This window comes from Paenisporosarcina sp. NPDC076907, assembly GCF_050269735.1.
Classification (GTDB): domain Bacteria; phylum Bacillota; class Bacilli; order Bacillales_A; family Planococcaceae; genus Paenisporosarcina.
The window spans coordinates 12,781-32,897 of the sequence record NZ_JBNNIX010000005.1; the positions used below are offsets into that span (position 1 = coordinate 12,781).

Annotated in this window: 20 protein-coding genes, 2 pseudogenes and 1 other annotated feature; of the genes and pseudogenes, 17 read left to right on the forward strand and 5 right to left on the reverse strand. The window is 38.3% G+C overall.

The genetic code is table 11. From position 1 onward, the window contains the following. Nucleotides 1-396: 396 nt before the first annotated feature. Nucleotides 397-2,199, forward strand: a complete 1,803-nt coding sequence (gene glmS / locus ACQKEV_RS14325; protein WP_427448136.1) for a glutamine--fructose-6-phosphate transaminase (isomerizing) — start codon at nt 397-399, stop codon at nt 2,197-2,199. 138 nt (nt 2,200-2,337) lie between these two features. Continuing rightward, complete coding sequence (locus ACQKEV_RS14330; protein WP_427457959.1) at nt 2,338-2,475, forward strand: hypothetical protein; 138 nt, start codon at nt 2,338-2,340, stop codon at nt 2,473-2,475. Here the strand turns inward: ACQKEV_RS14330 and ACQKEV_RS14335 are convergent. Next, nucleotides 2,436-2,606, reverse strand: a pseudogene (locus ACQKEV_RS14335) (cytochrome c biogenesis CcdA family protein); the annotation flags it as partial. The gene ACQKEV_RS14330 and the pseudogene ACQKEV_RS14335 overlap by 40 nt on opposite strands. Nucleotides 2,607-2,943: 337 nt before the next feature. On the opposite strand from ACQKEV_RS14335, the pseudogene ACQKEV_RS14340 reads away from it, so the two are divergent. The 6 genes and pseudogenes from ACQKEV_RS14340 to ACQKEV_RS14365 form a co-directional block, all read left to right on the forward strand. Further along, nucleotides 2,944-3,084 (forward strand): annotated as a pseudogene (locus tag ACQKEV_RS14340) (Fe(3+) ABC transporter substrate-binding protein); the annotation flags it as partial. Between the two features lie 119 nt (nt 3,085-3,203). Further along, a complete protein-coding gene (locus tag ACQKEV_RS14345; RefSeq protein WP_427448137.1) occupies nt 3,204-3,452 on the forward strand; it encodes an acyl carrier protein in 249 nt (82 codons plus the stop codon). After that, nucleotides 3,445-4,842 carry an AMP-binding protein gene (locus ACQKEV_RS14350; RefSeq protein WP_427448138.1) on the forward strand — a complete coding sequence of 466 codons (1,398 nt, stop codon included), beginning with the start codon at nt 3,445-3,447 and terminating at the stop codon, nt 4,840-4,842. The genes ACQKEV_RS14345 and ACQKEV_RS14350 overlap by 8 nt, the downstream gene beginning before the upstream one ends. A gap of 241 nt (nt 4,843-5,083) precedes the next feature. Further along, nucleotides 5,084-6,535, forward strand: coding sequence for an MBOAT family O-acyltransferase (locus ACQKEV_RS14355; RefSeq protein WP_427448139.1), 1,452 nt, complete (start codon nt 5,084-5,086; stop codon nt 6,533-6,535). 73 nt (nt 6,536-6,608) lie between these two features. Then, nucleotides 6,609-7,514 carry a hypothetical protein gene (locus tag ACQKEV_RS14360; RefSeq protein ID WP_427457946.1) on the forward strand — a complete coding sequence of 302 codons (906 nt, stop codon included), beginning with the start codon at nt 6,609-6,611 and terminating at the stop codon, nt 7,512-7,514. 245 nt (nt 7,515-7,759) lie between these two features. Further along, nucleotides 7,760-8,101 (forward strand): zinc ribbon domain-containing protein YjdM, encoded by a 342-nt coding sequence (locus ACQKEV_RS14365; RefSeq protein WP_427448142.1) that lies wholly within the window; start codon nt 7,760-7,762, stop codon nt 8,099-8,101. Between the two features lie 68 nt (nt 8,102-8,169). On the opposite strand, the gene ACQKEV_RS14370 is transcribed toward ACQKEV_RS14365, so the two are convergent. Continuing rightward, nucleotides 8,170-8,787, reverse strand: a complete 618-nt coding sequence (locus ACQKEV_RS14370) for a DUF899 family protein (protein WP_427448143.1) — start codon at nt 8,785-8,787, stop codon at nt 8,170-8,172. A gap of 122 nt (nt 8,788-8,909) precedes the next feature. On the opposite strand from ACQKEV_RS14370, the gene ACQKEV_RS14375 reads away from it, so the two are divergent. After that, on the forward strand, nt 8,910-9,632 hold the full coding sequence (locus ACQKEV_RS14375; protein ID WP_427448144.1) for a ZIP family metal transporter: 723 nt from the start codon (nt 8,910-8,912) through the stop codon (nt 9,630-9,632). 108 nt (nt 9,633-9,740) lie between these two features. Here ACQKEV_RS14375 and ACQKEV_RS14380 read toward each other — a convergent pair whose 3' ends face one another. Next, a complete protein-coding gene (locus ACQKEV_RS14380) occupies nt 9,741-10,949 on the reverse strand; it encodes an MFS transporter (RefSeq protein ID WP_427448145.1) in 1,209 nt (402 codons plus the stop codon). 61 nt (nt 10,950-11,010) lie between these two features. After that, nucleotides 11,011-11,272: a binding site (T-box leader), on the reverse strand. Between the two features lie 271 nt (nt 11,273-11,543). On the opposite strand from ACQKEV_RS14380, the gene ACQKEV_RS14385 reads away from it, so the two are divergent. The 3 genes from ACQKEV_RS14385 to ACQKEV_RS14395 all read left to right on the forward strand — a co-directional run bounded on the left by ACQKEV_RS14385 (nt 11,544) and on the right by ACQKEV_RS14395 (nt 13,702). Then, nucleotides 11,544-11,855 carry a transposase gene (locus ACQKEV_RS14385; protein ID WP_269925120.1) on the forward strand — a complete coding sequence of 104 codons (312 nt, stop codon included), beginning with the start codon at nt 11,544-11,546 and terminating at the stop codon, nt 11,853-11,855. Between the two features lie 14 nt (nt 11,856-11,869). Then, on the forward strand, nt 11,870-12,805 hold the full coding sequence (locus tag ACQKEV_RS14390) for an IS3 family transposase (protein ID WP_427457949.1): 936 nt from the start codon (nt 11,870-11,872) through the stop codon (nt 12,803-12,805). Nucleotides 12,806-13,096: 291 nt separating this feature from the next. Next, nucleotides 13,097-13,702, forward strand: coding sequence for a histidine phosphatase family protein (locus ACQKEV_RS14395; RefSeq protein WP_427447409.1), 606 nt, complete (start codon nt 13,097-13,099; stop codon nt 13,700-13,702). Nucleotides 13,703-13,739: 37 nt separating this feature from the next. Here ACQKEV_RS14395 and ACQKEV_RS14400 read toward each other — a convergent pair whose 3' ends face one another. Beyond that, nucleotides 13,740-14,123, reverse strand: a complete 384-nt coding sequence (locus ACQKEV_RS14400; RefSeq protein WP_427447407.1) for a DUF5412 family protein — start codon at nt 14,121-14,123, stop codon at nt 13,740-13,742. A gap of 188 nt (nt 14,124-14,311) precedes the next feature. On the opposite strand from ACQKEV_RS14400, the gene ACQKEV_RS14405 reads away from it, so the two are divergent. Next, nucleotides 14,312-14,452 (forward strand): DUF3953 domain-containing protein, encoded by a 141-nt coding sequence (locus ACQKEV_RS14405; protein ID WP_427457956.1) that lies wholly within the window; start codon nt 14,312-14,314, stop codon nt 14,450-14,452. A 191-nt stretch (nt 14,453-14,643) separates the two neighbouring features. Next, nucleotides 14,644-16,035 carry a bifunctional metallophosphatase/5'-nucleotidase gene (locus tag ACQKEV_RS14410; protein WP_427447403.1) on the forward strand — a complete coding sequence of 464 codons (1,392 nt, stop codon included), beginning with the start codon at nt 14,644-14,646 and terminating at the stop codon, nt 16,033-16,035. A 129-nt stretch (nt 16,036-16,164) separates the two neighbouring features. Here the strand turns inward: ACQKEV_RS14410 and ACQKEV_RS14415 are convergent, their stop codons facing one another. Next, complete coding sequence (locus ACQKEV_RS14415; RefSeq protein ID WP_427447401.1) at nt 16,165-17,829, reverse strand: formate--tetrahydrofolate ligase; 1,665 nt, start codon at nt 17,827-17,829, stop codon at nt 16,165-16,167. A gap of 397 nt (nt 17,830-18,226) precedes the next feature. On the opposite strand from ACQKEV_RS14415, the gene ACQKEV_RS14420 reads away from it, so the two are divergent. The 3 genes from ACQKEV_RS14420 to ACQKEV_RS14430 all read left to right on the forward strand — a co-directional run bounded on the left by ACQKEV_RS14420 (nt 18,227) and on the right by ACQKEV_RS14430 (nt 19,957). Next, on the forward strand, nt 18,227-18,391 hold the full coding sequence (locus ACQKEV_RS14420) for a hypothetical protein (protein WP_427447399.1): 165 nt from the start codon (nt 18,227-18,229) through the stop codon (nt 18,389-18,391). A gap of 180 nt (nt 18,392-18,571) precedes the next feature. Beyond that, on the forward strand, nt 18,572-19,291 hold the full coding sequence (locus ACQKEV_RS14425) for a YebC/PmpR family DNA-binding transcriptional regulator (protein ID WP_427447398.1): 720 nt from the start codon (nt 18,572-18,574) through the stop codon (nt 19,289-19,291). 513 nt (nt 19,292-19,804) lie between these two features. After that, the gene (locus tag ACQKEV_RS14430; RefSeq protein ID WP_424471785.1) at nt 19,805-19,957 is read left to right on the forward strand and encodes a YjcZ family sporulation protein; all 153 of its coding nucleotides are present in this window, start codon (nt 19,805-19,807) and stop codon (nt 19,955-19,957) included. Nucleotides 19,958-20,117 lie beyond the last annotated feature (160 nt).

A 20,117-nucleotide genomic window follows, 5' to 3' on the forward strand; every position in this document is an offset into this window, starting at 1 on the left:
TGTTTATTTGGAATATATTGAGGGTATGTACTGTATTGACGTATGAATGTGAATTCAGTATGATAGGTGTGCTGACGTGAATTGTAAGTCATTGACAACTGACTACTTAAACGTCCCCGTGCAAAAGGAGTGAATTTACGCACGTCAAAAAATCGGAAAACAATGATAGCGCCAGAGCTGAAGAAATCGGACGGAAATGGATCTTCAGCAGACGAGGAGGAGGAGTATCGAAGATTCGGCGGATACCTCCCGGCCGCGATGCCCGGTCGTAATTCTGATTCTTAAAACGCAGAAGTGATTTTGCGATTAAAGGAAGAAGAGGGCACAGGAACAGCGTCTGCTCGCTTAGCAGGACGCTTATTTTAATTTGATTAAATTATTGGAGGATTTTAAATTATGTGCGGAATTGTAGGATACATTGGAGAGTTAGATTCAAAAGAAATTTTATTAAAAGGTTTGGAAAAATTGGAGTACCGTGGATACGATTCAGCGGGTATTGCTGTGCGTAACGAAGACGGTGTAACGGTCTTTAAAGAAAAAGGTCGCATTGCTGACTTACGTCAAGCTGTGGAAAATGATGTGCACGCAAAAACTGGGATTGGACACACTCGTTGGGCAACTCACGGGGTACCAAACCAATTGAATGCCCATCCACACCAAAGTGAATCAGGTCGCTATACACTGGTTCATAACGGAGTAATCGAGAACTATCACTTACTTCAAAAAGAATATTTACCTGGGATGGAAATGAAGTCCGATACGGATACAGAAGTTATCGTGCAGTTGATTGAGAAATTCTCAAACGATGGCATGACTACTGGTGAATCATTCCGTCATACACTTGGCTTATTGCACGGTTCGTACGCAATCGCGTTATTGGATTCAGAAGAAGCTCAAACAATTTATGTTGCTAAAAACAAAAGCCCTTTATTAGTTGGTCTTGGTGACGACTTCAATGTTGTAGCATCTGATGCAATGGCAATGTTACAAGTAACAGACCAATACGTTGAGCTTCATGATCAAGAAATGGTAATCGTGAAAAAAGAATCTGTTGAAATTCAAAAATTAGATGGCACAGTAGTGAAGCGTGATGCTTACACAGCTGAATTGGATATGAGCGATATCGAAAAAGGCACATACCCTCATTACATGCTGAAAGAAATTGATGAGCAACCAGCAGTTATGCGTAAAATCATCCAAGCTTACCAGAACGAACAAGGCGAGCTTGAAATCAATGAAGCAATCTTGACTGCTTTAAATGAAGCGGATCGTATGTATATTATCGCAGCAGGAACTAGCTACCATGCTGGTTTAGTTGGGAAAGATTACTTCGAGAAAATCGCTGGCATTCCAGTAGAAGTTCACATTTCAAGTGAATTTGGTTACAACATGCCGTTACTATCTGAAAAACCATTGTTCATGTTCATCACACAATCAGGTGAGACAGCAGATAGCCGTCAAGTATTAGTGAAAATTAAAGAGTTGGGTCACCCGACATTAACAGTTACTAACGTAAAAGGCTCTACGCTTTCTCGTGAAGCAGACCACACGTTGTTACTACATGCAGGTCCAGAAATTGCTGTAGCCTCTACAAAGGCTTATACAGCACAAATCGCTGTTCTTGCACTTACAGCAGCAGTAGCGGCTAAAAAAGCAGGACGCACAGTTGAATTTGATATCGTTCAAGAACTTGGCATCGTAGCGAATGCGATTCAAGCAATGGTTGATTCGAAAGAAGAAATGGAGCAAATCGCTCGTGACTTCCTGTCAACTACTCGTAATGCATTCTTCATCGGCCGTAACTTGGACTTCTGTGTGAGCATGGAAGGCGCATTAAAACTGAAAGAAATTTCGTACATCCAAGCTGAAGGCTTCGCAGGTGGCGAATTGAAACACGGAACAATTGCTCTAATTGAAGATGGTACACCAATCTTCGCTTTAGCAACACAAAAAGCGGTAAGTTTGAACATCCGTGGAAACGTAAAAGAAGTAGTGGCACGTGGGGCAAACCCATGTATCATTGCAATGGAAGGTATGGAAGAAGAGGGCGACACACTGGTATTGCCAAAAGTTCATCCATTGTTAACACCATTAGTTTCCGTAATTCCTTTACAATTGATTAGCTATTACGCAGCGCTTCACCGCGACTGTGACGTGGATAAACCACGTAACTTGGCTAAGTCTGTAACGGTTGAGTAGAAATTTCAGCAAACACATTTTGACCTGTTCTTGAATAATAAAGTTATATACTATTTATGATATATTTATAATCGTATTTGAGGTAATTATTACCTTAAATACGATTTCTTTTTTCACTAAAAGGGGATTGTGTTAAATGTGGTGGCAAAAAGAAAGAGTAGATGGACGGAAGAAAAAATCGCACGTTATTTAAAAGAAGACAGTGGCCAGGGAGAATTAAGCGAGTATATTCCGTCCGACATGATTAAAAATGGAACAGAGAATCCTAGTACATAAATGAGCGTATATAAAAGCCCTTTTTCTGGATTCGTTAATCCTAATCCCATTACTCCGGCAAGAATTGGACCTGTACAGGGGGTCCAACCTGCCGCAAAACCTACACCAATTAAAATTGAACCCAGATAACCTTGCATGCTGTGCCAATCATATATTGTAGCTTTGTAAAAAACATTGATCGTTTATAATAAAGATTGATAATTTGTAATGAAGTTTGATAAAAATCACCTCTTTAGTTATTCTTTGAGGTGATTTTTTAATGCAGCGGGATTAAAAAAGGGTGGTAGTAAACTGTATCAGTAATCATGATTCGGCTAACCCTTTGCTTACTTATTTCGATTGTGAAAAAAGAGGAAGGAATTCCAATATTGTAAAAAAATACTATATTGACTTTTCTTCTCATAGCCTTATAATTGATTATGATAATCATTTTCATTTAAAATATTTAAAGAAAGCTCTCAGGAAGAGTCAAAGGAAGTAAATTTATATACAAGCCGTCATTACGATGTTGATGATGCATTATATAAAGAATTCGAAAAAGAAACTGGTATTAAAGTAAATATCATTAAAGGTGAGCCCGATGAGTTACTAGAGCGCATTAAGAGTGAGCATCATCTTCAAGATATGGTTGCTGAACCCTAGAAAATTTGTCAGATATAGAAACTGTTTGAGCTAACAAGATCTTCACACAGATGCATGAGAAAATAGTTGTTGAAAGGGTGTATATAATGAGAAATATCGAAAAGTATAGAAATGCATTTAACAATGCGTTGGACTTGGAAGAAGATGATGTATATGAAGATTTAGCACTAGGAGTAACAAGTGGGTGGGATTCAATTGGACATATGACACTCATTGCTGAGATAGAAGATATTTTTGATGTCTCAATAGATTTTGAATGGATTACCGAGTTCAATTCTTACCAGTCAGGAATGGAGCTATTAAAACGGTTGGGAGTGGACTTTATTAATGAATAGTTTCAAAAAACTTGAGGAGTTTGGGCACCGCACCGCTGTATATGCTGAAGCAGAATATTCTTACTCTGAAATGTTAGAAATTGCTGACGATATCTGCGGTAAAGTAGGTGAAAGAACACTCGTTTTTTGTTTATGTTCAAATAATAAAGAGTCTTTATTTGGCTACGTAGGCTTTATTAGAGGTCGTGTTGTACCTGTACTCTTGGATGCATCCATTCATATCGATCGGTTGCGAAGACTGATTAATCTTTATAAGCCTACATACATTTGGGCGAGTAGTGAAAATAAAGACCTATTAGAAGTAATGGATCGTTCATTTGTATTTGGAGATTACACATTATTTAGAAGTCCGACATTTTTCCAACATGATCTTGATGAACAACTTGCGCTTCTTTTAACAACATCTGGAAGTACGGGGAGCCCCAAATTTGTTCGCTTAAGTTATGAAAATATTTTCAAAAATGCTGAATCCATAGCGGAGTACCTTAACATCAATGCAGACGATAAACCTATAACAACGCTTCCAATGAATTACTCCTATGGTCTTTCTATCATCAATAGTCATTTTATATGTGGGGCGACGATAATTGTAACGGATGCATCTATCATAAAAAAAGAATTTTGGGACTTATGTAAAGAGCAACGAGTAACAACTTTTGGAGGAGTTCCTTTCGTGTATGAGATGCTTAATAGGTTGAAGTTTGAAGAGTTTGATCTTCCAAGTTTTAAAAAACTAACTCAAGCAGGCGGAAAATTAAGCTCCATTCTATCGAACAAATTTGCTAAAATCTGTCGGCAAAAAGGGATTCAGTTCTTCACCATGTACGGTCAAACTGAAGCAACGGCCCGGATGACCTATTTACCCTGTGAAAAAAATCTTGATAAAGTCGGAAGTATTGGTATTGCTATTCCTGGAGGAGAGCTGTTTCTTGAAGATGACAATGGCAATCAAATTACAGCGCCTAACGTTATCGGCGAATTGATATACAAAGGAGCAAATGTATCTTTAGGGTATGCTGAGTCATTATTCGATCTTTCGAAAAAAGATGAAAACAACGGTATTTTGCGCACAGGTGATATGGCATACTTTGATCAGGATGGTTATTTTTTTATAACGGGCCGAATCAAAAGAATGATTAAAGTCTATGGAAACCGTATCAGCCTTGATGAAGTTGAAGGACTTTTAAATGAGTATGGTCATGATTGTATCTGCGCTGGGACGGATGACCAAATGTATATTTACACATTAAAAGAAGATTGTGTTCAAATTAAAAAAATAATTAAGGAAAAATTAAACTTAAAGGGCTTTAAGATTATGAGAATTGAGGAAATCCCACGTAATCATTTTGGAAAAATCCTCTATTCCGAGTTACCTAATATGGATAAGTAATAACCACCTGAAACCGTGACAGAAAATGTGATACACGTGACAAAACCTTAAATACGAAAAAGAGTGTGCCACTTTCAAGGAGAAATATTGAAATAACGTTAAACCTACAGAAGTATATGCTTTATTCATTGTTAAGCGTTTCGTTGATACATTTCAGGGGTTGCTGCAACTTGGACAACTTTAGAATTATTTTTTTCCTCGAATTTGAAAATCTTTAGTTTATTTTTAATCAGGTGATTGAATGACTTTTATATCAATTGAATTTCTCCTATTTTTCGCAATAATCGTTTTTACTTATTATTTAATCCCACATCGATTGAGATGGATTCTTTTATTAATAGCAAGTTACGTTTTTTATGCTATTTTGAGTATCCAATTTATCCCGTTACTACTTGCAAGCACAGCCATTACTTATTTTACTGGAATTCTTATTGAAAAACAGGAGACAAAAAAACAGAAGAAAAAAGTCATGCTAGTAGGTATTTCCGTATTATTGTTTTTTCTCGGTTGGTTTAAATATTTTAATTTTGTAAATGACTCACTTCGAGCGATTGCAAATTACATGGATTGGAATTATACCGTACCATACCACGAAATTGTCCTGCCACTAGCCATCTCATTTTATACATTTCAAGCAGTAAGCTATCTTGTGGATATCTACTATGGAAAGCAAAAGGCCGAAAGACATTACGGCTACTTTTCAATATTTTTTGCATTTTTCCCACAATTGGTTGCGGGGCCAATTGAACGTGCTAAGAAACTGCTTCCGCAATTTAAAATTGAACAGAATTTAAATTATGAAAATATAAACTATGGGATGAAGCGAATCGCATGGGGTTTTTTTAAGAAGACATTAATTGCAGATCGACTAGCTCCAATTGTATCTAGTGTTTTCGATAGTCCTGACCCGACTGGTTCACAAATTGTACTAGCTACTATTCTATTCTCGATACAATTGTTCACTGATTTTTCAGCATGCAGTGACATTGCCATCGGTTGTGCAAGAATGCTAGGGATAAATTTGACAGAAAACTTTAAGCAACCGCACTTTGCAGTTTCGATATCGGATTTTTGGAGTAGATGGCATATAACGCTCTCTACATGGCTTAGGGACTATATTTTTGTCCCGTTGTGTAAGGGGAAAAAGAAGAGAAGTGAAATTTATTTAGCAATTGTAATTACTTTTTTAGTAAGTGGCATTTGGCACGGAGCCGCTTGGAATTTTGTTTTCTGGGGTCTAATACATGGGTTTTATCGCGTGTTTGGAGATTATACAAAACATTTTCGGGGGAAAATGGCTTCATTTAGTCAATTGGATAGAAGTCCAGTGCTACATAAATGGGTGAAAATTACAATAACTTTCCTGCTAGTTTGCTTTTCTAGAGTATTTTTTCGATCGGATTCCGTTACACATGCATTTGAAAATGCACAGCTTTTCTTAACAATTAACTCTTGGAGACCATCGCGAATTGTTAAAGCATTTGAAATATTTTCGCTACTAGATTTAGTGATTTTCATTTTTTTCTTTATTATTTTACAAGTATTTCAGTATATCGAAAGAAAAAATGGTTCAACATGGGAATGGCTATCGCAGCGGTCGATATTCGCTAGATTGGCATTTTATATCTTCATCATCGTTTCAGTCCTTATATTCGGTGTTTCGGGTAATGGATTTGTTTATGGTGGATTTTAATCTAAATTCAAATTACATTTGTTAGCTATTTAGTAATTTTAGTAAAATGAGCAGTGTATTGAAGGGATTTGCTATGGGACGTTTATTTATTAAGTTATCAATTATCATTACAGTTGTTTTACTATTGTTTATGCCAGTAAATAGCTTTGTAAAACATTCTCATGATTACAACATCAACCATGCAATACTGGCGTTTAAGAAACATCCACATCCAGTTGATATCATCAATTTAGGTGCATCTCATTCAATGTATGGTTACAATTTTAAGCCTACTGGCTTGTCCCATCTGGACTTAGCACTACCTGCTCAGACGATTCAGTACGACTTTAAATTGTTGAGAGAGTATGGCAAGTATCTTAAACCTGATGGTGTAGTCATCATTTCCATCTCTCAAATTACTTTCGCAAATTCTAGGGCCAATTACGTAGGAAATTATTATAACGTTTTGGATCGCAAAGAAATTGAACCTTTTCGATTAATAGATTATTACAGTTACTTGTACTTACCTGGGTTAAATAGTGGGCGTTTTAACTCTGCGCTGTCGGGTAAATTGAAAAACTTTAAATGGAATGCTCATCAACCTTGGGCAAATAACGGCAAAAACTATTCGGAAAGAAAATATGAGCACGTAGAAGCACAATATAACGAAGCCGTTGAAAACAATAGCATTGAACAAAATGTGAAGCAGTTAAGAGAGATGGTAGATTATTGTAGCGAGAAGGGGTACCGAGTAATATTAACCATGGAGCCAGTACAACAGTCTTATCAAGAGTATTTCAATGAAGAAGTAATGAACAGACTTGTTTTTCAGTACTTAAAAGCTCTTGAATTAGATGTTCCTTTTTTAAATTATATGAGTGACCAGAGATTCTTGGACAACAAAGATTACTTTATCGATCCAGATCATTTAAACAAAGAGGGAAGAAAAAAGTTTTCTTGGATAGTATACAAGGACCTCAAGAAACTTGGCTATTTATGAGCGATTTATATTACTATTATGGATATTAGCTTATTTAAACAAGGAAGATTTATTTTCTATTGATGCCCATTTAAACGGGGTGTAACAAAGTTTATGCTATCATTTTCTGGAAGAGAATTGAAAAGGGGGAGAGGTGTATAATTGGTATGATTAATCAAATAGAACTTGTATGTGATCAAATTAATAAGGTTCTCAAATGATTCTTACCTATAAAATGAATATTATTGCTTGGAGGTAGTGAATTTATGTCAGATTTACCAAATTGCCCAAACTGCAATTCAGCCTATACTTACGAGGATGGGACTATGTTGGTTTGTCCGGAATGTGCACATAAGTGGACGTTGGAATCGAAAAATGAAAATAGTGTAGAAGATAAAGTGGTTAGAGATGCGAATGGCAATGTATTGAATGATGGTGATTCTGTAACCGTCATTAAAGACCTGAAAGTTAAAGGAAGTTCATCTGTCTTAAAAATCGGAACAAAAGTGAAGAGTATCCGTCTGGTTGATGGTGACCATGATATCGATTGTAAAATTGATGGTTTTGGAGCGATGAAGCTGAAATCGGAATTTGTTAAGAAGAACTAAATATCACATAGGAAATCCGCTTACTCGATTTAAGAGCAAGCGGATTTTTCTTTATAATGATTGATTCGTCATCTTTTTTTCACGGCATTTGGTTTAAAACCTTTAACACCTGAATCTAACAAATCAAAGAAGTGCCATGGAGAGCTATAATCATCTCCGGGTCCAAAAACATCGTTAGCTACCAAAAAGATGGAGCCATCGTCCTCTTTTATAAAGGTTGAGACACCAGGATGTTGGTAGCCATCTTTTTCAAATCCCATATCCTTTTTGAAACTATTGTTTATCGTAGAAACCATCGGAAATGGCCAGTTTCGTTCTTTAGCGAACGATTGCTGCACTTCCGGAGAATCAGGAGTAGCTAAAACAAAAGGTGCCTTACTTACAAGATAATCGTACACTCCGCTGAAGCCATCCGCCCACATCGTGCAATAGGAACAGGATTTCCCCATATTTTGAACCACAATTAATTCATTTCGATCTCCAAAAAGTTCAAGTAAAGTAATGGACTGACCGTCACTTGTTAAAAACTCATAGTTCTTTACAAGAGTATATGGAGCAGCTTTTTTTAATGTCTTTAAAAGTTGCTTTTTCTCCATGATTTCTTTCTCTAGTTCTTCGATTTCAGAATTGATTTTTAACATTCCGAGCACCCTTTCTGGTTGGCAAGTAATTGATGTATTCTCCATAAACATAAAAATCTCCTGTATTTCTAGAGCTCATGCTCCACTAAGAAACAGGGGGGAAGGTTTCATAAATATCTGCCATAACCCATATAAACATAGAGACAAGGAACGTGAGGGTGATTTGAATGTCTTCAATTTTGGCGATGGGCACAATATTTACTGCCATCGGTTTTGGTTTAGGAGGAATCATGGCTTGGGGGATTAAGGGACTGAAGAAGAACACGGATGCTGTCCTTTGCTTATGTGCTGGGTTGATTCTTGGGTTACTGAGTTTTGAAGTCGCACCAGAAGCTATTGAGCTCGGCAATTGGTTTACTTTTATTGCAGGAGTTTTAGCAGGAGTATTCTTGTTCAACTTTTTGCACGGATTCTTCAGATTACATAACGTGAGAGGAAGGGATGGCAAAAAGCCAGCCGTTTTTTACACAGGCTTGATGCTGCTAGTCGGCATTTCCATACATAACATTCCTATAGGAATAAGTTTAGGAGCTGTTCAGGACACTAGTTTATCTCGATCTATCCTCCAAATGATCCTCCTTCACAATATTCCGGAAGGGTTGATTGTCTTTACACCATTACTGATATCGGGTGTTCACAAAAGGACCATGCTACTACTTTCTGTGCTCGTTTCATTACCAGTGGGAGCGGGTGCTTTTATAGGGAGTAATTTAGAGATGCCTAATCCGCTTCTCTGGTCTGCTTTTATCAGCCTGTCCATTGGGATGATTTATATGGTAACAATAAAAGAAATTCTGATTGAGTCCATTCATGAGACCACGTTTATAAAAATTTTCATGATGACGCTTCTTGGCTTCTGTTTGATTGGTGCATACTTCACTTTAATTTAATAAATTCACAGTAACTAGTAAGTAATGATAGTGAACATAAAATTAATAAATCCCCGCTGATAAAAACAAGCAGCGGGGATATTTGTGTTGGAGAACATATTTACCGAGTTAACCTATTGCCAATTTGGATGAGGATAGACGGTTTACTGAAACAATCAGGAACAGAGAAATAACTAACATCATAAGGGAACCACCGATTACGACTGCTTGTATCGAAAACCAGTGTGCCGCTATTCCAATAACCAGAACAGCTAACAATTGCAAAGTGTAGACCACCATTCCATATAAACTGGATATTCTTCCCATCATTTCAATCGGAATGTTTTCTTGGATGTAGGTCGTGAAACCCGTATTTGCCAGGGCTAATGAGAAACAAAGAATGAAAAATCCGCTACTTGCCATCAAGTAGTTCGTTGAAAAACTATATACTACGTAACCAATGGACACCAAAATGGTTCCACTGCACATTAACTGTTTGGCAGAAGTGAACTTGACTAGCATATTCGTACTAATTGCACCAATTAAGAATCCAATTCCGGCCACACTTACAAGTGAACCGTAGGCAGCATCCGTTAAATGAAGAACTTCTTTGGCAAAAGCCACCTCAGTTGAATCGAGCGCAGCAGTTAACAACATGACCATTTGAAAGATCATATACACGACAACAAAAGGGAAAGCCATTTTACTGAAATTCCAGACTAAATGCCAATCCTTTACGATAGTCCCCCATGTAAAGTTTGTAGATTCAGATGAGTCTCTACGGTTTTGTCTCGGAAGCAAATAGATCAATCCAGCCGACAATAAAAACGTACCAGTATTCACAAACAACGCCATTTCAAGAGAGCCTAGCATAAATAATATCCCCGCAATAGCAGGACCCAAGATGAACGCGCCAGAATGAACAAAACTAAGCTTGGCGTTGAATTGTTTTCGCTCGACTTCCGGCAATAACATCGTCATATAGGTAAAAGAGGCTGGCCCAAACATGGCACCTGCCATTTGAATAATCATTACAACTGCATAGATAGTCCATATGGAATCTAGAAAAGGAATGAATAAAATCAGTGATGCACGCACTACATCGAGGACAATCATCAAGTTCTTCGTTGAAACGCGATCGATCACACTGCCCGCCCAAAATCCCATCAGCATAAATGCAAAAGGTTTAATCATATACAGTACCGCAACTGCCGCTGCAGAACCTGTCCTTTCAAAAATCATTAAGTTGATGGCCAATAAATAGATCCATCCCCCAATATTCGCTATTCCGACGGCACTTAAATAATAAGCATTGTATTTCCATTTACATAATTCCATTCATTTTCCCTCCGACATTTTTTTTAGCAAACAAAAAAATCCCACCTCCAAGACGATTTGTCTTGGGGACGAGATTGACATGTCGTGGTACCACCCCAGTTTGTTCTGATGTCACCATCAAAACCTTTTCAAGTACGGCATGAATTTCATGCTTATACTTGAGCTCTTTAACGGAAGCTACCGTCACACCATCCCCCTATAACTCAAGGTTCCCATGTGAAGCTCAGAGTCTTGTTTCAATCAGTGAATGCTTACCCTTTTTCAGCTACCAGACTCTCTGTTAAAGAATTCAGATGACTTACTGTTCTCTTCATTGCTTTTAATTTTGGATATCATAACATAAGGAATCTCTTCTTGGTATCTATTTTTTCTAAATACTCAACTTTCTTATGGAAAACAAACTATAGGCTGATCCCTAAACTGATATCTACCACTCCATAAGAAAACGCCAAAAGATGCTTTTACAACGTCAACGTCAATTATTCCTACGTGAACTCTTAAGCCCCCTTAAAGTTTTAGACACCATAAAGTAAGCGAGTTACAATATAACCAAACTTGTGAGCGGATGTTTAAATCGAATAGGAGGGGAAAGAAATGCCTAATAAGAAAATTGCCGTAGTTGAAGAAGTGAAAAAGAAATATGTTCGCATGGCATTAGAGACGGGAAACAATGCTTCCATTGCACGAAAAGCTGGAATCGATCGTTCAACGTTAAAAAAGTGGATGATTGAATACCAAGATGAGGTTGGCGATCAAATGGAAAAAGAGGATATTTCCATCCTTTCGGATGAGCCTACTCATGACGAGCTCCAGAAGAAGTATGATCAGGCCATGAAGCTGTTGGGTGAAAAAGAACTTGAAGTTGCCTTCTTGCGAGAAATCGTAAAAAAAAACACTTTAGTGTAAAGGGACAGTTGGAGATGGTAAAAGAATGGCATGAAGAAGGGTTTCCCATTAAACGGATGATGAAATTCCTTCGAATAACCCGTTCCATGTTTTACTATAAGCCGGTCGCTCAAAATCCTGAAAAAGAGGAAGTGCGTGGACGTCCGTGTCCGGGGTTTTCCTTAACCAACAAGGAAGAGCGAATTTCGGATGAACAGATTCAAGAGTTTCTGATGGAAGCGATTGAGGGTGAAGAAAGCGTGTATGGTTACCGAAAACTTACCTACCACTTAAAGACTGTGTATGATTTAAAAATCAACGCAAAGAAGGTATATCGCCTCTGCAAAGAGATGGGCATCCTCTTGCCGCAGCGCAAGAAGAAAAGCAAACACCCACGGCGTTTGGCAAGAAATCACGTTATTACAGGTCCAAATGAGATGTGGCAATTAGACATTAAATATGGATCTATCGAACAAAGTGGTCGTTTCTTCTTTGTCGCAAGTGCAATTGATGTTTTTGATCGTTCTATCGTTGGCTATTATCGAGGATCTGATTGTAAAGCTACTAGTATAACCAATATGATTCAAGATTCCTTGATACGTCGTAACGTCCCTCGTCCCAAGGACGATGAACAAGAGAAACGATTGATCATTCGGACAGACAATGGTCCACAATTCGTAAGCGAACACTTTGGCGATTTTTGTGAGGATAAACGGATTTATCATGAACGAATTCCCAAAAAATCGCCGAATTCAAATGCGTATATCGAATCATTTCATAGCATCCTAGAACGAGAATGTTTTCAGCAACACGACTTTGAATGTTTTGATCATGCATATGAAAAATTGGATGTATTTATCGATTTTTACAATGAACGACGATATCATGGAAGCTTAAACTACCTTTCACCTTGCCAATTTTTAGAACGTTTTCAAGAAAATAATGGCCATTCACATGAGATTAGTCTTTAATTTTAAAGATGGTGTCTAAATAGAGGGGGCCAAACCGTGAACTCCTAAAATTCCTACGTCAACCTCGATTTTTCCTACGTCAACGCTAATCTTTCCTACGTCAACGCCATTTTCAAGTCAATAGTGGGGTTGATTAAAGTCCAAAGCGAATTGGAACTCTTTGTCTTAGTGATTCTATATAAATGCACAGCAAAAGTTGAATAATTATTAAAATAAATAAAAAATTTCATTGTAAATAAATAACAATACATGCCACAATCTAAGTATGTGTTTTTAAAGGGAGGCTTTTTTATGGAACTGTTAATCATAAGGCATGGAGAATCAGAAGCGGATTTATTAGGTGTACATGAAGGTAGAGCGGACTTTCCCTTAACGGAGGAGGGGGAGAAGCAAGCGAGTAAAATGGCAACCTACATAGAACAGCATTATCCACCAAGCATCATCCTAACGAGTCCATTAAAAAGGGCTAAAAGGACAGCCACCCTTTTACAAGAATCAATAGGCTGCGAATTAATCGTAGAGAATGATTTGATGGAATTTAACAATGGAGTACTTGCTGGACTATCAAGAAAAGAAGCGGCGAATAAATACCCTTTACCTGAAGGCGGAAGACCAGCTCATGTTCCCATTCAAGATGGTGAATCTGATTTAGAATTCCGTTTCAGAGTTGATGGCATCTTCCATAAGATCTTGTATGAATACCAACATTATGAACGAGTTGCTATTGTTTCTCACGGTGGAACGATTTCAAATTTATTAAAAGCATTTCTCAAACAACCGATGAATAGTGAATTCATTTTTCCAACAGGAGATACAGGCATTCATTTACTTGAAATAAAAGAGAACGCTCGAATCATCAGATTCCTAAATAAGCAGGAACATCTTAACGGGATTTAAGATGTTGTTTTGAACAAGTGATGTTCAATTGAAAGCCTTAGTCTTTTCTGAAGTCGTATGTATCCTTACGAACATCGAGGTTCATCCCATTAATGGCGACTGTATGATCGTTAATCCACTCAATCTTGCCTTCTTCCATACGGTAGGACCAATACATATTTCGTTTTTGATCGTTCTTATTATGATAAATCACTTCGCCTCTGACAGCTGGCGCAACTGTAGAATGGCTATTGATTACATAAGTCAGGACTGTATATTCTCGGGTAGGGGAAACTTCCTCAGCGAGCAAATCACCCTGAGGTATCCGATTAATATTAAAGAACAAATGATTTACGATCAGAAATAAACCTAATATTAGAGAACCGAAAAGCAAACAAAAATATGCCGCTACTTTTAATACTGTCCTTTGCTTGTTAGTCATGGTTTCCACTCCTCTTTAAGTAAGAAACGTATTCGTGAGAAAATGGTTTCCGTCGTAATAAAAATATCTTTTCTGATGTTAGGGGAATGCACTTGTTAATAATAAGTAGATTTATTTTCTCAATTCTCGTGCTGACACTATCAATCTATAGTTTAATCACCAAAAACTTTGAGCTACTTCCAGTCATAATGCTGTTCCTAGGGGCGAATATGATGGTTGTTGGAATAGAAGGATTTCAGAAAAAACCAAAAGCAGCGTGGGGTTTTTTAAGTATTATCGTTTCATTTTTCGTGTTTTTTGTTGCCCTACAAGGTTTTCTTATAAAGTAATATTTCTGTCCAACATTAAAAAAGGCAGCTAGGATGCCGGTTGAAAATTAGCAGCATTTATTGGATCAATGGGTATTTAAAGAAGCATATGGAATGTCACAAGCCATTTTATGATGCTATTACGTTTTATATAAAGGAATGTGAAAAGATAACTAGAATCATCTATTAAAGAGAAAAATTGGGGGAACATCATGAAATTACGAATTTTGCACACCAATGACCTACATAGTAACTTTGATAATTTTTCAAGAATGTCCACACTTATTTCAATGTATAAAAATGAAAACACGATTGTACTCGATGGAGGAGATTTTGCGGATTTTAAGAGCATTGAACTGCAAGGGACTAAAGGCATCGCTGCTATCGAATTGCTAGAAGAAGTAGGATATGACGCACTGACCATAGGAAACAACGAAATGTTCAACGGTGTGGAAACGCTCGAGCATATGGCGAGTCATAGTTCCGTTCCATTTATCAGCAACAATTTGGTGAAAAAAGAATTGAGTAACCTTAAGGGAGTAGTTTCGAGTACAATTGTGGTGAAAAATGGTCTTCGTATTTTGATTACCGGCTCATCCCCGGATATGGGGGTTTTCAATGAAGGTTTAGGAATCCACGTATATCCGTATAAAGAGATGATAGCAAACGAAATTAAACGCAATGAAGGACACTATGACCTATGTATATTACTGAGCCATATAGGGACTACGGCTGATGAAGATGTTGCTAAAGATATTCCAGAAATCGATATTATCCTGTCTGCGCATGATCACCAGCTTTACAGTGAAGCAAAAATTGCTCATGGAACAATCATGAACAGTGCCGGTAATTACGGAGAATATTTAGGAATTGTGGACATCGAAGTAAGTGAAGATAACAGCGTGGAATTACTGTATTCAGCTACTCTTCCGACAAAACAGGAAGAGATCGATGAACGAATCGTATTTATTTTGAAAGAAAATAAAGCAAAAGCCATAACGGTATTGAGTCAGCCGCTATATGATCTTGAAGAGCCTCTTTGGCATGATGTGTTGGAAGAAAACCCATTAACGAATCTAATTGCTGATGGATTAAAAGACATGTTGGGTTGCGAGATCGGTTTAATGAACAGTGGCATTGCGAATGCAGGTCTGTTCCACAATCTCTCCAATAAGAAGTTGATTGAGATTTGTCCTTCTCCTTTAAACCCTACTTCATTTGAAGTGAAAGGCAAAGACATCAAGTTGGCGTTAGAGCAATCATTAGATGCTCAGGTTTGTTTGGCTGACGGCAGAGGCCCTGGATTTAGAGGGAAATTCGTCGGCAGACTGCACATTTCAGGCGCAGAAATTGTACACGACGGCAAAACGATTAAACGTGTGATGATAGGTGAGCGCGAAATGGAAGATGATATTTGGTATTCAGTGGCAAGCTCCGATTATTTACAACGTGGTTCGGGTTATCCATCACTTGCTCATAACCGAAATGATCAGTACAGCGCGGAAGAAATCAAAGACGTTATTCGTGAGTACGCAAATCAATCAGACTTTGTGGAGCGGGCAAAAGTAAAACGGTGGAAACAGCTAAAGACCGTGAATGCATAAATGTAATACAAAACATTTTTTAAGTTCAGCGATTAGGTTCAAATAAAAAAGCACGTGTTTTTGGAGGGTCCCTTTCATTAGAAGAGACTCTGCGAAATCCGTGCTTTTTCTTATTAATAAAACAGTACGTTAAAACAACCCGACAGCATTGCCTTCTGCGTCAATATTCATTTTTAGCGCAGCAGGTTGTTTTGGCAATCCTGGCATCGTCATGATATCACCCGTGAGGCAGACTAGGAATCCTGCGCCAAGTTTTGGGATAATATCGCGAATTGTAATCGTGAAGCCTTCAGGACGTCCGAGAAGGGAAGGTTGATCTGAAAGAGAGTATTGTGTTTTCGCCATACAAATAGGTAGCGCGTCCCAACCATATTTTTTCAGTTCATTTAGTTTCCTCTTTGCGTTATCTGTCAGTTGAACGCCCGCTCCACCGTACACTTGCTGGACAATCACCCGCAGTTTCTCTTCTACGGAATCTGTTTCGTCATACAGCAACTTGAAATCGGTCGGTTTAATAAGTTCCTCTTGCACGAGCTTGGCCAACTCAAGTCCACCTTTACCACCTTGCTCCCAAACATTCGTCAAAGCAATATTCACACCGTTTACTTTAGCCCAATCCATAATCTCTTGCATTTCATCTTCTTGATCTGTGATAAAACGGTTCAAAGCGATGACAGGCTCAATGCCAAACTGACGGACGGTATCCACATGTTTAGCCAAATTGGTCATTCCTCGTCTAACCGCATCAGCATTTGGGTGCGTCAATTCATTTTTCTCGACGCCACCATGCATTTTCAATGCGCGAACCGTTGCGACAATGACAACGGCATCAGGATGGAAATTCCCTTTTCTGGATTTGATGTGCATGAATTTCTCTGCACCTAAATCCGCTCCGAACCCTGCTTCAGTTACGACGATATCCGCTAGTCTTCTTGCTGTGTTAGTTGCCATCAAGGAGTTGCAGCCATGTGCAATATTGGCAAAAGGACCACCGTGAATAATGGCAGGAGTTCCTTCAATCGTTTGAACTAAGTTCGGCTTGAAAGCGTCTTTTAATAGCATTGTCAAAGCACCTTCTACACCTAGCTGACGAACCGTTACGGGTTCTTTATCGTATGTGAACGCAATGACCATTTGCGCAAGCTTCTCCTTCAAATCTTCCAAAGAAGTGGCAAGGCATAGGACAGCCATAATTTCTGAAGCGACAGTGATGTCAAACCCATCCTGTCTCGGAACTCCTTGCATTGGACCACCCAATCCGATGGTAATTTGTCTTAATGCGCGGTCGTTCATATCGAGTACGCGTTTCCAGGCAATTCTTCGTGGATCGAGATTCAGTTCATTTCCTTGATGTAAGTGATTGTCGATAAAAGCTGATAAGGCGTTATTGGCAGTCGTGATGGCATGTATATCACCCGTGAAATGGAGGTTGATGTCTTCCATTGGCAATACTTGTGCAAAGCCACCACCTGTTGCGCCGCCTTTCATGCCCATAACAGGGCCTAAAGAAGGTTCACGCAAGGCCACAATGACCGATTCGTTCAACTGGTTAAAAGCGTCAGCCAATCCGACTGTTACAGTCGATTTTCCTTCTCCTGCTGGTGTGGGACTAATCGCTGTAACTAAAACGACTTTTCCATTTTTCGTTGCAGGTGGCAGGGAAGAAACGTCAATTTTAGCTTTGAAATTACCGTAAAGTTCAAGTGCTTTTCTAGGAATTCCCGCTTTATCGGCGATTTCCTGGATTGGTAACATAGTTGCGTTCGTTGCGATCGATAAGTCTGTAAACGTCATGAATTTCCCAACCTTCCTAATTCCTTTTATTAAAACCATTAAATGATTCTGATGAGTAAAATTGTTCTTCTTCTGTTAAGTTTGCTTACGAGTTAAAAACCATCTCTCTTTGTGAAATGACTCCTAAAATCTCTATTTGACAATATTAACTTACAAAACCCTTTGATTCAAGTGATTTTCAAGTTCAATATCGAACGATTTAATTATTTTAATTGAAGAACATTCGTCTTTTTGGTTACTCCGAGAAAAAACTATTTATAAGAAAGGACATCTTCCAAAATAGTCTAAAAAGGTATCGGATTTTGGAAAATAAAATCTGCCATTGTATAGGAAGTGTGATAAAAGTTGATTACGGGTATACCTAACCTAAACAAACAAATTTTGAGGAGGTGTACCAATGTTTGATCCCAAGAACAAAGAGAAAAAAGATGAAAGAATAAAGACACGTAAGGAAACGGAAAAAAAGAATGTAAAACTTTCTTCAAATGATGTTTCAGAAGAAAAGAATGAAAATACGGAGACAGTGGTCACTCAACCGCGTATCGGTACTGAAGGTCTCTAAAAACAAAAGCGGACTCTCTAGAGTTCGCTTTTTTAATGGCATCTTAGAAGTCAGGCGGATGAGATTTCACTCGAAACTTCCATGTCTGTTGGTGTATAATGCAACAGTAAGCAAGTCATCAGCTACCGTTTTAGTAATAGTATGATATAGATACATATACGTGAAAGAGAGTGATACGATATGGGACGTAAGTGGAATAATATTAAAGAAAAGAAAGCTTCAAAGGATTCAAATACAAGTCGTATTTATGCAAAATTTGGCCGAGAAATATATGTGGCAGCTAAACAAGGTGAACCGGATCCGGAATCAAACCGTGCACTTAAAGTCGTTCTTGAGCGAGCTAAAACGTATAGTGTGCCAAAAACAATCATTGACCGTGCCATTGAAAAAGCAAAAGGCGGTTCAGAAGAAAATTACGATGAACTTCGATATGAAGGCTTCGGTCCAAGCGGCTCGATGGTCATCGTTGAAACACTGACAAATAACGTTAACCGTACAGCTTCGGATGTACGTGCGGCATTTGGTAAAAATGGCGGCAACATGGGTGTGAGCGGATCGGTTGCATACATGTTTGATGCAACGGCTGTAATTGGGATTGAAGGTAAATCGGCTGACGAAGTATTTGAATTGTTAGTGGATGCCGACGTTGATGTGCGTGACGTATTGGAAGAAGAAGAATCAGTGATTGTATACGCTGAGCCTGATCAATTCCATGCTGTTCAAGAAGCATTCAAGAGCGTTGGAATTACTGAATTCACAGTTGCTGAACTGACGATGCTTGCGCAAAACGACATTACACTTGAAGCGGAAGCGCAAGCGCAATTCGAGAAAATGATTGATGCAATTGAAGACTTGGAAGACGTGCAACAAGTCTATCACAATGTGGATCTAGGCGAATAAATCATAACAAAACCGTACCAATCCCAGGGAAACCTTGTAGCGGTACGGTTTTATATTGGAAAAGGGACATACCCGATTGGGTATGTCCCTTATTATATAAGATAACATAAGCTCTGAATGATATTTTTCATCCCGAATAGTTCGGGGAATAATTTCCTAAGAAAGTGTTCCTTGCTTTCCGTGCCGCGGTCATTTGTCCACTGGAAGTCTTCCTTAAGCAACGTAAACCCTACCTTCTTTTACGTCCTTGCGACCCTATAGTCGCGCCAGTGTGAATAAGTTTAATCAAAAACATCGAGTAGATGCCAGAATTTCAAATACTATTTGCTATCTCACTTGTTAACTAAGCTATTATTGCATATGCAGTCGTTTTTGTCAATGAATGAGCAAAGTGCCTTAAAAAGAATCTGCTTTCCTGAAAAGTAAAATCCTTTTTCTCCGCTAAATCCCTAGGTCACTACAAATCCCCTTCATATCATAATAAGAATCTTTGAAGGAAAGGGGGACTTTATCATGGATTATTACGGCGGTTACGGCCCATGTGGTGGCTATGGACCATGTGGTGGTTACGATCACGGCTCTCGTAGAGGGAGTACTTTTGCATTAATTGTAGTTCTTTTCATTTTACTCATCATCATCGGGGCAACTTTCCAAAAGAAATGCTAAATAAATAGGAAATTCCTTCACTAGTACGACGGTTATATGCACTCGCATTTCCCCTGAAAAATTCCCATTTATTTAAAGAGTGCCTAACCCGCACTCTTTTTTGTGTTTTTGTCTATTTATATCACTTTCGTAGACTGCCAACGTGTGCAGGTAGACAGTT

What these genes read in the sequence shown, in the direction of transcription:
- glmS (WP_427448136.1), top strand. Translation starts at nt 397, where the DNA reads ATGTGCGGAATTGTAGGATACATTGGAGAGTTAGATTCAAAAGAAATT.
- ACQKEV_RS14345 (WP_427448137.1), top strand. Translation starts at nt 3,204, where the DNA reads ATGAGAAATATCGAAAAGTATAGAAATGCATTTAACAATGCGTTGGAC.
- ACQKEV_RS14350 (WP_427448138.1), top strand. Translation starts at nt 3,445, where the DNA reads ATGAATAGTTTCAAAAAACTTGAGGAGTTTGGGCACCGCACCGCTGTA.
- ACQKEV_RS14355 (WP_427448139.1), top strand. Translation starts at nt 5,084, where the DNA reads ATGACTTTTATATCAATTGAATTTCTCCTATTTTTCGCAATAATCGTT.
- ACQKEV_RS14360 (WP_427457946.1), top strand. Translation starts at nt 6,609, where the DNA reads ATGGGACGTTTATTTATTAAGTTATCAATTATCATTACAGTTGTTTTA.
- ACQKEV_RS14365 (WP_427448142.1), top strand. Translation starts at nt 7,760, where the DNA reads ATGTCAGATTTACCAAATTGCCCAAACTGCAATTCAGCCTATACTTAC.
- ACQKEV_RS14370 (WP_427448143.1), bottom strand. Translation starts at nt 8,787, where the DNA reads ATGGAGAATACATCAATTACTTGCCAACCAGAAAGGGTGCTCGGAATG.
- ACQKEV_RS14375 (WP_427448144.1), top strand. Translation starts at nt 8,910, where the DNA reads ATGTCTTCAATTTTGGCGATGGGCACAATATTTACTGCCATCGGTTTT.
- ACQKEV_RS14380 (WP_427448145.1), bottom strand. Translation starts at nt 10,949, where the DNA reads ATGGAATTATGTAAATGGAAATACAATGCTTATTATTTAAGTGCCGTC.
- ACQKEV_RS14385 (WP_269925120.1), top strand. Translation starts at nt 11,544, where the DNA reads ATGCCTAATAAGAAAATTGCCGTAGTTGAAGAAGTGAAAAAGAAATAT.
- ACQKEV_RS14390 (WP_427457949.1), top strand. Translation starts at nt 11,870, where the DNA reads ATGGTAAAAGAATGGCATGAAGAAGGGTTTCCCATTAAACGGATGATG.
- ACQKEV_RS14395 (WP_427447409.1), top strand. Translation starts at nt 13,097, where the DNA reads ATGGAACTGTTAATCATAAGGCATGGAGAATCAGAAGCGGATTTATTA.
- ACQKEV_RS14400 (WP_427447407.1), bottom strand. Translation starts at nt 14,123, where the DNA reads ATGACTAACAAGCAAAGGACAGTATTAAAAGTAGCGGCATATTTTTGT.
- ACQKEV_RS14405 (WP_427457956.1), top strand. Translation starts at nt 14,312, where the DNA reads ATGCTGTTCCTAGGGGCGAATATGATGGTTGTTGGAATAGAAGGATTT.
- ACQKEV_RS14410 (WP_427447403.1), top strand. Translation starts at nt 14,644, where the DNA reads ATGAAATTACGAATTTTGCACACCAATGACCTACATAGTAACTTTGAT.
- ACQKEV_RS14415 (WP_427447401.1), bottom strand. Translation starts at nt 17,829, where the DNA reads ATGACGTTTACAGACTTATCGATCGCAACGAACGCAACTATGTTACCA.
- ACQKEV_RS14420 (WP_427447399.1), top strand. Translation starts at nt 18,227, where the DNA reads ATGTTTGATCCCAAGAACAAAGAGAAAAAAGATGAAAGAATAAAGACA.
- ACQKEV_RS14425 (WP_427447398.1), top strand. Translation starts at nt 18,572, where the DNA reads ATGGGACGTAAGTGGAATAATATTAAAGAAAAGAAAGCTTCAAAGGAT.
- ACQKEV_RS14430 (WP_424471785.1), top strand. Translation starts at nt 19,805, where the DNA reads ATGGATTATTACGGCGGTTACGGCCCATGTGGTGGCTATGGACCATGT.